This window comes from Streptomyces prunicolor (assembly GCF_045162825.1).
In the GTDB taxonomy this organism is placed as follows: Bacteria; Actinomycetota; Actinomycetes; order Streptomycetales; family Streptomycetaceae; genus Streptomyces; species Streptomyces prunicolor.
Genome location: NZ_CP108676.1, coordinates 2983696 through 2993322, shown reverse-complemented (window position 1 = coordinate 2993322; position 9627 = coordinate 2983696). Strand labels below are relative to the sequence as shown.

At 70.4% G+C, this 9627-nt stretch carries 9 protein-coding genes; 3 read left to right on the top strand and 6 right to left on the bottom strand.

The genetic code is table 11. The features are described from left to right. The first annotated feature begins 18 nt into the window (after window positions 1-18). Both OG588_RS13535 and OG588_RS13530 read left to right on the top strand, forming a co-directional pair. The gene (locus tag OG588_RS13535; protein ID WP_405947483.1) at window positions 19-1638 is read left to right on the top strand and encodes a SpoIIE family protein phosphatase; all 1620 of its coding nucleotides are present in this window, start codon (window positions 19-21) and stop codon (window positions 1636-1638) included. A 31-nt stretch (window positions 1639-1669) separates the two neighbouring features. Beyond that, window positions 1670-2026, top strand: coding sequence for a 5-carboxymethyl-2-hydroxymuconate Delta-isomerase (locus OG588_RS13530; RefSeq protein WP_019064456.1), 357 nt, complete (start codon window positions 1670-1672; stop codon window positions 2024-2026). 18 nt (window positions 2027-2044) lie between these two features. Here the strand turns inward: OG588_RS13530 and OG588_RS13525 are convergent, their stop codons facing one another. The 5 genes from OG588_RS13525 to OG588_RS13505 all read right to left on the bottom strand — a co-directional run bounded on the left by OG588_RS13525 (window position 2045) and on the right by OG588_RS13505 (window position 7416). Beyond that, window positions 2045-2734: a TetR/AcrR family transcriptional regulator gene (locus OG588_RS13525; RefSeq protein ID WP_405947482.1), complete on the bottom strand. Its 690-nt coding sequence runs from the start codon at window positions 2732-2734 to the stop codon at window positions 2045-2047. Window positions 2735-2803: 69 nt separating this feature from the next. Beyond that, entirely contained in the window at window positions 2804-3832 is a 1029-nt protein-coding gene (locus tag OG588_RS13520) for a PDR/VanB family oxidoreductase (RefSeq protein WP_405947481.1), read from the bottom strand. After that, complete coding sequence (locus OG588_RS13515; RefSeq protein ID WP_043259039.1) at window positions 3832-4698, bottom strand: metal-dependent hydrolase; 867 nt, start codon at window positions 4696-4698, stop codon at window positions 3832-3834. The genes OG588_RS13520 and OG588_RS13515 overlap by 1 nt, the downstream gene beginning before the upstream one ends. A 209-nt stretch (window positions 4699-4907) precedes the next feature. Continuing rightward, a complete protein-coding gene (locus tag OG588_RS13510) occupies window positions 4908-6833 on the bottom strand; it encodes a hypothetical protein (RefSeq protein WP_405947480.1) in 1926 nt (641 codons plus the stop codon). A gap of 61 nt (window positions 6834-6894) precedes the next feature. Further along, window positions 6895-7416, bottom strand: a complete 522-nt coding sequence (locus OG588_RS13505; RefSeq protein WP_405947479.1) for a tetratricopeptide repeat protein — start codon at window positions 7414-7416, stop codon at window positions 6895-6897. A 139-nt stretch (window positions 7417-7555) separates the two neighbouring features. Between OG588_RS13505 and OG588_RS13500 the strand changes: the two genes are divergently transcribed. Further along, entirely contained in the window at window positions 7556-7957 is a 402-nt protein-coding gene (locus OG588_RS13500) for a hypothetical protein (protein ID WP_405947478.1), read from the top strand. 84 nt (window positions 7958-8041) lie between these two features. Here OG588_RS13500 and OG588_RS13495 read toward each other — a convergent pair whose 3' ends face one another. After that, window positions 8042-9595, bottom strand: coding sequence for a DUF1996 domain-containing protein (locus OG588_RS13495; protein ID WP_405947477.1), 1554 nt, complete (start codon window positions 9593-9595; stop codon window positions 8042-8044). Window positions 9596-9627 lie beyond the last annotated feature (32 nt).

Genomic DNA, 9627 nt, shown 5'->3' with positions numbered 1-9627 from the left:
AAGGGCCAGGTCTGAAAAATGGACGTCAACGGCAAACTGACGCATGCGACCGTGCTGGTCGTGGACGACGAGCCCGCGAACCGGTTCGCGTTCGAGAGCGTGCTGAGCCGCGCCGGTCATCGGGTCCTCGCGGTCGGCAGCGGCGAAGAGGCGCTCACCGAACTCGACGGACGGCTGCGCAAGGGGAACCTGCCCGACGTGGCCCTGATCGACGTGCACCTGCCGGACATGAGCGGCTTCGAACTCTGCCGGCTGCTCAAGGAACGGCCGCGCATGGCGGGCCTGCCGGTCGTGCACATCTCGGCCCTCGCCGCGCCCCCGAGCGACCGCTGCCAGGCGCTCGACGCGGGCGACGAGGCCTTTCTGACCGTGCCCGCGGAGCCCGAGGAGATCGAGGCGGCGGTCCGGTCCGCGGTCCGCTCGGCCCGGCTGCGCGCCGACGACCAGGCGCTCGTACGACGGCTGACCCTGCTGTCGGAGATGATCGTCACCATCCAGGCGGCGCGCTCCCTCCAGGAACTCGTCGACGTCGCCGCCGACGGCACCGCACGGCTCACCGGCACCCCCGCCGCCGTGTTCGTCCTCGACCGGGACGACCAGCTGTACCGCGGCCTGCCCCGGGAGCGCACCGCGGTCGCGCTGCCCGGCGAGGACGCCGACCGGACCGTGGCCCGGCTGCTGCGGCGGCTCTCCCAGGGGCAGTCCGGGGTGCAGATCACCACCGTGCCCGCGCCGCTCTGGCCCACCGGGTTCTTCCGGCCCGGTGTCGAACACGACGCCCGGCTGGCGCTGGTCCTCACCCAGGAGGGCAGGGCCCCGGTCTGCCTGGCCGCCCCCACGCGCGGACTGCGCCGGGTGGGCCCCGAGGCCGGCGCGCTGCTCGCGCAGCTCGCCCAGGCCACCGCGCTCGCCGCCGAACCGCTCCTCATGTACCAGGTCGAACGCCATGTCGCCCTGACCCTCCAGCGCAGCTTCCTGCCGGGTCCTGACCGGCTGCCCGAACTCCCGGGCGTCGACACGGTCGTACGGTATGTGCCCGCGTCCCAGGACACCGAGATCGGCGGCGACTTCTACGCCGTCCTGAAGGTCGCCGGGGGAGTGCTGTTCGCCGTCGGCGACGTCGTCGGGCACTCGCTGGAGGCGGCCACCGTCATGGTGGAGATACGGCACGCCCTGCGCGCCTACTGCGTCGACGAGCGGGACCCGAGCGTGCTGGCCGAGCGGCTGGACCGGATGCTCCAGCACTACCACCCGGAGACCACCGCCACCGTCTGCCTGGCCCTGGTCGACCCGGACACCGGGCGCACCCTCATCTCCAACTCGGGGCACATCCCGCCGCTGATCATCCGGGACAGCGGCAGCGCGGACTACGCCAAGGCGGCCGGTCCGCTGCTGGGCGTGGGCCTGCCCCATCCGCCGCCCACCGAACTCTTCCTCGAACCCACCGACCGGCTCCTCATGATCACCGACGGCCTCATCGAGACCCGGGGCACGGACATCTCCGTGTCGATGGAACACCTCCGCGCGGCCGCCTCCGGCGCGCTGCCCGGCCTGGACGCCCTGTGTGACACGCTCCTCGACTGCTTCGGTGTCGACCGGGACGACGACATCGCGATGCTGGCGCTGCGGCTAGGGTGAGCCCGTTGTTGGCCTAGAACAGGGGAAGCCCATGCCGCAGATCACCGTCGACCACTCCCACACGATCTCCTTCGACCAGGACGGTTTCTCCCGTGCGCTGCACGAGGCGGTCGTCGAGATCGCGGCCGCGAAGCCGGAGTCGTGCAAGACCCAGTTCCGCCCGAGCGAGTACACGGCCTTCGGGTACGAGGGCCTCGACGAGCTGGGACACACCGTCATCCATGTCACCCTCGGCCTGCTCGCCGGACGCACCGAGGAGACCAAGGCCAAGCTGACCGAGAAGGTCCTGGAACTCCTCCGCGAGTACATCGACGAGGACGGCTCCGTCCTGCACGCCTCCGCGGAGGTACGCGAACTGGACGCGTCCTACCGGAAGTTCGAGCGCTAGAACCTTGTTCTACGGCCGCTAGGACGCCAGCGCGATCAGCCGGACGACGAGGTCGGTGAACGGCCCGTCGCCCGGCTCGTTCCGCAGCGACTCCCGCAGCAGCGCGGCCAGTTCGTCGTCGTACGCCGCGCTCACCGCCGCCAACGCCCCGAAGTCGTGCACGAGTTGGCGTTCCAGATCGGCGCGCGGGATGCGTCGGCCGTCCAGCCAGATCAGGGCCGTCGACTCGACCAGCGAGATCCAGGAGCGAATCATCAACTCCAGCCGCGCGGGCGGGTCTTGGACCTTCATATGGGACAGGATCTGGAGATACGCGGCGTGCCGCACTCCGTCGACCAAGGCGTTGGTGGTGGACGAACCGACCGCCGGACCGCCGCGCATCAGCGCCGCGAAACCGGGCCCGTGGTCGTCCACGAAGTCGAAGAACCGGCCCATCACCCGCAGCAACCGTCCCCCGAGCGAGCCCTCCTCGGCGACCACGAACCGCCCGGCGAGATCGTCCGAGGCGCGCTGCAACGCGGCCTCGTACAGGCTGAGTTTGCCCGGAAAGTAGTGGTAGACCAGCGGCCGGGAAATGCCCGCGGCCGCGGCTATCTCGTCGATGGAGACCTCGTCGGGCGAGCGATGGCTGAACAGGTCGAGAGCGACGCCGATCAACTGCTGTCGCCGTTCCTCGACTCCCATCCTGCGGCGAACCCCGGTACTCATGCGAACACCTTACCGATCCGATCCGGCCCCCAACGGACCGGACCGACCATGGTTGTTCACATCACCCCATCACAAATCCAGCACCAGACGCTCACTTCGGGCCCGTGACACGCAGATCAACATCGAGTCGGCCCGCTCGGCATCGGTCAGCAACTCGTCCCGATGCTCCACTTCCCCTTCCAGGACCCGCTGTTGGCAGGTTCCGCAGAATCCCTGTTCGCAGGAGTAGAGCGTGTTCGGCAACTCCGCGCGGACGGCGGCGAGCACGGTGGAGTCGGCGGGCACGGTCAACGTCCGCCCGCTGCGCCGGAGTTCGACCTCGAAGGCGGCGTTCCCGCCCAACGGGGCCCGGGGCGCGAAGCGTTCGAGGCGTACGTCGGGGAAGCGCTCCGCTACAGCCGCCATGAGCCCTTCCGGCCCGCAGCAGTAGACGACGGCTCCCTCGGGCAGGTCCGCCAACTCCCCGTCCAGATCGGGCAGTCCGGCCACGACGGTCACCCGGTCCGCGCCAAGGTTCTCGATCTCATCCAGGAACGGCATCGACTCCCGCGTCCGACCGGCGTACAGGAGACGCCAGTTGGCGCTTTCGGGCAGCGCCCGCAGCATCGGCAGCACCGGGGTGATCCCGATCCCACCGGCGACGAAGACGTACGTCGGCGCCTCGACGAGCGGGAACCGATTGCGCGGCCCCCGCACTTCCAACTCCGCGCCCACCGACACCTGTTCGTGCACCTCGCGCGACCCGCCCCGCCCGTCCTCGACGAGCCGCGTCGCGACCGTGTACGAGGAGCTGTCCGCCGGGTCCCCGCACAGCGAGTACTGCCGCACCAGCCCCGAGGGCAGCACCAGATCGATGTGCGCCCCGGGTTCCCAGCGCGGCAAGTCCCGCCCTTCCAGCCGCAGTTGTACGACCCCGTCGGCGACCGTCTCCCGTGCGGCGACCCGCAGCTTCAGTGCCCGTGTGCGCGGTCGGCCGGAGATCGGCGGGTCCAGCGCGGGCAGCGGCCACAGCGGCGAGGCCCGCACCCGGCGCCGTAGCGCACGGCGGGTCAGCAGGGCGGCACCGGCCAGGACGGCGACGGTGAGCGGCTTCGGCATCACCCCGCCCTCTTTTCGGCGGCCACCGCGGCGGGCGAGGACGCCAGGTAGGCGACGGCCTGCTCGGTGCTGCCCTCCTGCGAGGGGTGGTAGGCGCGGCTCAGGTAGCGGGGTATGGACCTGAGCATGTCCCCGGTGGCGGGCAGGGTGCCGCGCTTTCCGGCGACGTAGAAGTCCTTGAAGCTCACGTGGGCGTCGACGAGGGTCGGGTCGTTCGCCATGAAGAAGCGGGAGCCGCGCTGCCAGAGGAACATCAGGGCGGCGAACGCGGTCGCCCAGGTGCGGGCGCGGCGGCGGTAGCTGCCGTCGACGTGCATGAAGAGGTCGAAGGCGACGGACCGGTGCTCGACCTCCTCGGCGCCGTGCCAGCGCAGCAGGTCCAGCATGGTCGGATCGGCGCCGCGCCGGTCCAACTCCTCTGCGTTCAGCACCCAGTTGCCGAGGAACGCGGTGTAGTGCTCGATCGCCGCGATGATCGCGACCCGCTCCAGCAGCCACCACTTCCGGGCCTTGCCCGGCGGCAGGGTGCGGTCGCCGAGCAGCTTCTCGAAGAACCAGTCGACCTGCGCGGTGTACGGCGTCGGGTCGAGCCCCAACTCCCGCAGGTGCGGGAGCACTTCGTCGTGGGCCTGGGAGTGCATCGCCTCCTGGCCGATGAACCCGATCACGTCCGCGCGCAGTTGTTCGTCCCGGATGAGGGGCAGCACCTGCTTGTAGACGTGCACGAACCACCGCTCACCGGCGGGCAGCAGCAGATGCAGCACGTTGATCGTGTGCGTGGTGAACGGATCGCCGGGCACCCAGTGCAGCGGGGTGCCCTCCCAGGAGAAGGACACCTTTCGGGCCTTGAGCGGCGTGTTAGACATGGCGTCAATGTACTGACGGGTAAGTCCCTGGGGAAGCCTTGTGCGGGGACTTGTTGACGTGAGTGTCAGCTAGGGGGCGATGGAGCGACGGCTGAGGTCAAGCGCCCTGAAGGGGCGCGGGGCTGTATCTATGTGCGGCTCCGCCGCGTGGGCGCGCCCAGCCACCACGGCCCCGCACCCGACGACGCACCCACCCCGCGGAGCGCTTGTCAGCGCAGGCCTGTGATCGTCCTCCCGTCATCCAGGGCGCCTTTCAGCTCGGCCTGAACACCTTGCTTGGTCTTCACGGCGAGCAGGCCACCCCGGGCCGAGCCGGTCACCCCGCCCGTCGCCGTGACGGACTTCGTACCCTTACTGCCCGCCGCCAGCAGGAACCAGTTACCCGCCGCCGACTTCCACAGCACCCCGGCCAGCACATGCGGATCACGCACCCCGCACGCCGCCACGCCCTGCGCCTTCGCGGCCACCGCGCCGTAGATCCCGCCCGGCGTGCGGAACTGCGCCAGCACCCGCTCGCCGCCGCCCTGCCAGGTCTCGGCCCGGGTGCACACCCACTCCGCCGCACCGCTCGCGTCGGGCAGCGGCTGCGCGGCGAACTGCCAGGCGTTCACGGACCGTACGCCCAGGGAGCGCATCGCGCCGAGGGAGCAGGCGAAGGGTGCCCACGCGTGCTGGGCCGCCGCGCCGGACACCTCGTGGGCCGAGCCGGGGCGGCCGACGGTGAGGTGCGCCGGGACCAGTTCGCCGAGGTCGCTCATCAGACGGGTGCCGGTGTCGTCGGTCAGCTGGAGCACGTTCCACGACGTGCACGCGCCGGTCAACTGCGCGGGGCTGGCCAGCGGCGAGGTGATCCCGTCGGTGAGAGTCATGGGCAGCGCGCCGGCGTTCGGCTTCTGGAGGTCGCGCTCGGCCGCCTTCTTCACCCAAGGGGCGGTCAGATAGCGGACGTTGCCGTCGGCCCGGTCCAGCACCACCGCGTTCGCCTCGGACCCGGTCGCGCCGTCGACCCGCGCGAAGTCCAGCGCGGCGCCCTTCGTGCCGTCCTTCGGTTCGGCGTAACGGGCGATGCGCAAACCGTCGTAGAGGATCACCACGCGCGCGTTGTCGACCGTGCCGGCGTAGAGGAGTTGGGGCGGTCCGGCCGGGCCGCCGGAGGGGGTGCCGGGGGTGGCCGAGACCTGGACGGACTCGCCGGGGCGGGCCCAGACGGCGAGGGCGCGGCGCAGCAGGGCGGTGTCCTTCGTGAGGTCGCCGCGGGCGGGCCAGGCGGAGAAGTCCTTGCGCGCGGACACCGTCCACGCGGTGGGCGCGATTCTCGTCAACTTGCCTGGATCCAGAGCGGCTTGGGAGGCCGGGTTCTGCGCGTACGCGGGTGCGGCGGCGCCGTCGGGGCCCCAGCCGCCGCCGGGCATCGCGAGCAGCGCGCCGCACACCGCGACGGCCGCCGCGGCGGCGAGCGCGGCCTTGCCGTGCTGGCGGCGGCGCATCAGGTCGGTGGGCCGCGCGTGCAGCGAACAGGGGTCGAACTCGGGGGAGTCGAGGAGTTCGTACTGCGCGGGCGCCTCGTCGGCCTCGCTCAGCGCGTCGTCCGTCTCCTCCGCGTCCACGCCGGCCGCCGCGAGCACCCTGCGTACGTCGCCGTCGGGCAGTTTCTCCAGGCCGCGCAGCACGTACACCGCGCGGGCCGGGCCGGAGAGGGCCGACAGTCGCTGGTCCAGGGCGAGTTCGTCGGCGCCGCCCGAGCGCGGGAAGAGCCGTAGACCCCGCACCTGGGGGAGCAGCGGCGGGAGTTGGGAGCGCTTGGGCCAGGCGCGGAACGACAGCGGGAGGCCCGCCTCCAGTGCCGTACGGACGACGTTGAGGCGGACGAAGGCGTAACCGGGGTCCACGTCGCGGCCGGTCGACTGGGCCGGGATCACCGACGCGGACGCGCGGCCTCTGGGCAGGGCGCGTTGGACGAGGGCGTGCGCGGTCAGGACGCGCCGGTTGCGGCCGAGGCTCGGGGGGAGCACCAGATAGGCGAGCCGGACGAGCCGTGGATAGTGCTCGACGAGCGCGGCCTCGGCCTGTTCGACATCGACGACCGGGTCGGTGGGTGAAGCTGCGGGGCGCTTGGCGACATCCTGTGACTGCACGTTCAGCAAAACGAGCGAATGGTGAGTTGGTCACCGCCGCCCGGGGGACTCGGCGCTCCGGTCAGTCCGCGGGCTCGACCAGCGCCCGCGCGTAGTTCGCCATCGACCGCTGGTAGCGCGGCAGATGGGGCGCCAGCGCGCCCAGCACGAGGGACAGGCCCTCGCGGTCGCGGCCCAGGCTGGACAGACACAGGGCGAGGCACGCGCGGACCGCGTCGTCCAACTCGTCCGAGGGTGCGTCGAGTTCGGACGTGAGCAGCTTGACGCCCTCCTCCGCCTGCCCGATGTTCCGCAGCGAACTGGAGAGTTGGATCTTCGCCCGGCGCCCCTTGTAGCCACTCGTCTCGCTCAGTCCGAGCGTGAGTGCCTCCCGGTACAGCGGAACGGCCCGGTCCGAGTGCCCGGTCGAGTCCCAGGCGCAGGCCTGCTCGAAGGGGCCCAGCGGGCTGCCGTCCGGGAGTTCGGCGACGAGCGCGTCGATCAGGGCACGGAAGTCGGCCGCCCTCGCCTCCGGATAGTCGTCGAAGGTCGCCCAGGCGGCGGTCACGCGGTCTTCCCAGCCTTGATCCACATGTTGATCCATGGGCGTCACCCTCGCACACGCGTCCAGCCGGGGACCATGGATTTGAGCGTGGGGCGCTCCGGAGCCGTATCGGATGAGAAGGCCCCTCGCCGGGGCCGACTGCGGCATGCTGCTGACCGGACGACCGGAGGAACGACAGATGAGGTTGACCCGACCGATGCTCGCGGTGGCCGGCGCCACGGCGGCGCTGGCGCTGGCGGGCTGTGGCGCCGACACCAAGGCCGCGACCGTGCCGACGGAGGCCAGTGGCAGCCTGGAGAGCCTGGCCGCCAAGGTGAAGTGCACGCCCGACATCCAGACCGACGCCGACGAACTCCGTCAGGCCATCTGCAAGATGAGCTACGGCAAGTTCGTCCTCGCGACCTTCGCCACCGACCGCGGCCAGCGCGAGTGGATCAACGACGCGAAGGACTACGGCGGTTTCTACCTCGTCGGCCGCAAGTGGGTCGCCGTGGGCACCGACAAGATCGTCAAGAAGCTGCAGACCACGCTCGGCGGCAACGAGGAGATCGGCGTCGACCACTCGAAGCACACCAGCTGAACTCCCGTACGGACACACGAAAGCGGGCGGTGGGAGAATCCCACCGCCCGCTTCGTACTACCGGGTTCTACCGGCTAACTGCGCTCACTGGCACTTCTTGCCGGAGTTGACGCAGTTGGCGATCTTCGCCGCCAGGTTGTTCTTGGTGACGCTGATGAAGTCGTCGTGGTCGGTCGACGGCTTGTGCAGCTGCTCCGGGAATCCGTCCACCGCGTAGGCGTTCTTCACGGTGCCGTCCGCCTGGAGGGTGGGGGGCGTGATCTTGTAGACGAGGCGCATCGTCAGCTGCGGGATGGCCTTGAAGCCGTTCCCGCAGACACCGCTCGCCGGGTCCGCGAAGGCCACGTGCGTACGGTGGTTGGCGCTGTCGATGTTGACGCCGTCCCAGCAGCTCTGGAACGCGAAGGTGCGGACCACGTTGCTGCCCTGCGGGCAGATCGGGTACTGCTCCGTCAGCTGGACCTTGTCCTCGAAGCCGGTGCAGCTCCAGTGCGCGTTGGCGTTCGCCAGACCGTTGGTGAGGGTCTTGGCGTCACCGGTGATGATGCGCAGGAACTGCGGCATCGCGACGACCTTGCTGGCCGGCGAACCGACGTACTTGATCTGCGCCGACTGCGCGGTCAGGATCTTGCCGACGTTGCCTTCCTTGCCACCGCCGTCCGCGTTGGCGTCGAACTCCTGCGAGCCGTCCTGCACACGCACGACCGGCCAGTAGTACGACGAGAGGTCACTCTGGTTCTGGCAGCTGGAGGGGGCGGCCAGCAGCGAGTCGTTCGTGGAGAACGCGTTGACCTTCTGGTTGCCGACGTAGTCGTGCTCGTGGTGCGCGCCGTTGGTCACGCCGGGCGCCACGATGACGTTGTCGGTGTTGTGGTTCTTGTTCGCGTTGACACCGCACTTGGTGGTGAACGAACCGGTCGAAGCCTGGCCGCTGTTCTGCGGCTTCGCCAGCACGTTGTTCGCCACCTTCGTGATGTCCACGAAGTCGGCGGCCGTCGGGCCGTTGCCGGCCTGGCCACCGTTGTTGGCGGGGGGCGCCGCGGAGGCGCTGGCACTCGCGCTCGGCGCCGCGGTGTTCTGACCGCCGTTGTTCTGGCCGCCGTTGTTGTTCTTGCCCCCGCCGTTGTTCTTGCCGCCGCCCGCCGTGGTGGTGTTGGTGGCGTTCTGCGTCGTACAGGCGGCGAGCTGCTTCAGCGCGGTCGCGTTGACGGTGCCGCCCACTCGCTGGATGTCGATGCGAATGCGGTCGATCGTCGCGGCCCGCTTCTCCTTGAGGGGGCCGACGATCGCGTTCTGCACGAAGCTCGCGTCATTCGCCTGGGCCTGACGCGTCGAGGCGAGCCGGGCGTAGGCCTCGGTGATCTGCTTGTCCAGGTTCGCCAGCTCGGTGGCGACACCCTGACGAGCCTTCTGCGGCACGTTCGTCAGCTGCTGGCCGACGTCCGGGCAGGCGATCGTGGCGACCTGTGCCGCGGCTGCCGCGGCCTTGGTCTGGTTCTGCCCCGACGAGGTGGACTCGTGCGCCGAAGCGTTCATCTGTGCCCAGAGCAGCCCGCCCCCACCGAGCGCTAGGGCAGCCGATGCGGCAATGGCCTTGGTGGCCAGCGGCGTACGGCGTTTACGATCATTGCGTCCCATGGAACTCCTCTGACTTCCTTGCGGGGCAGCGA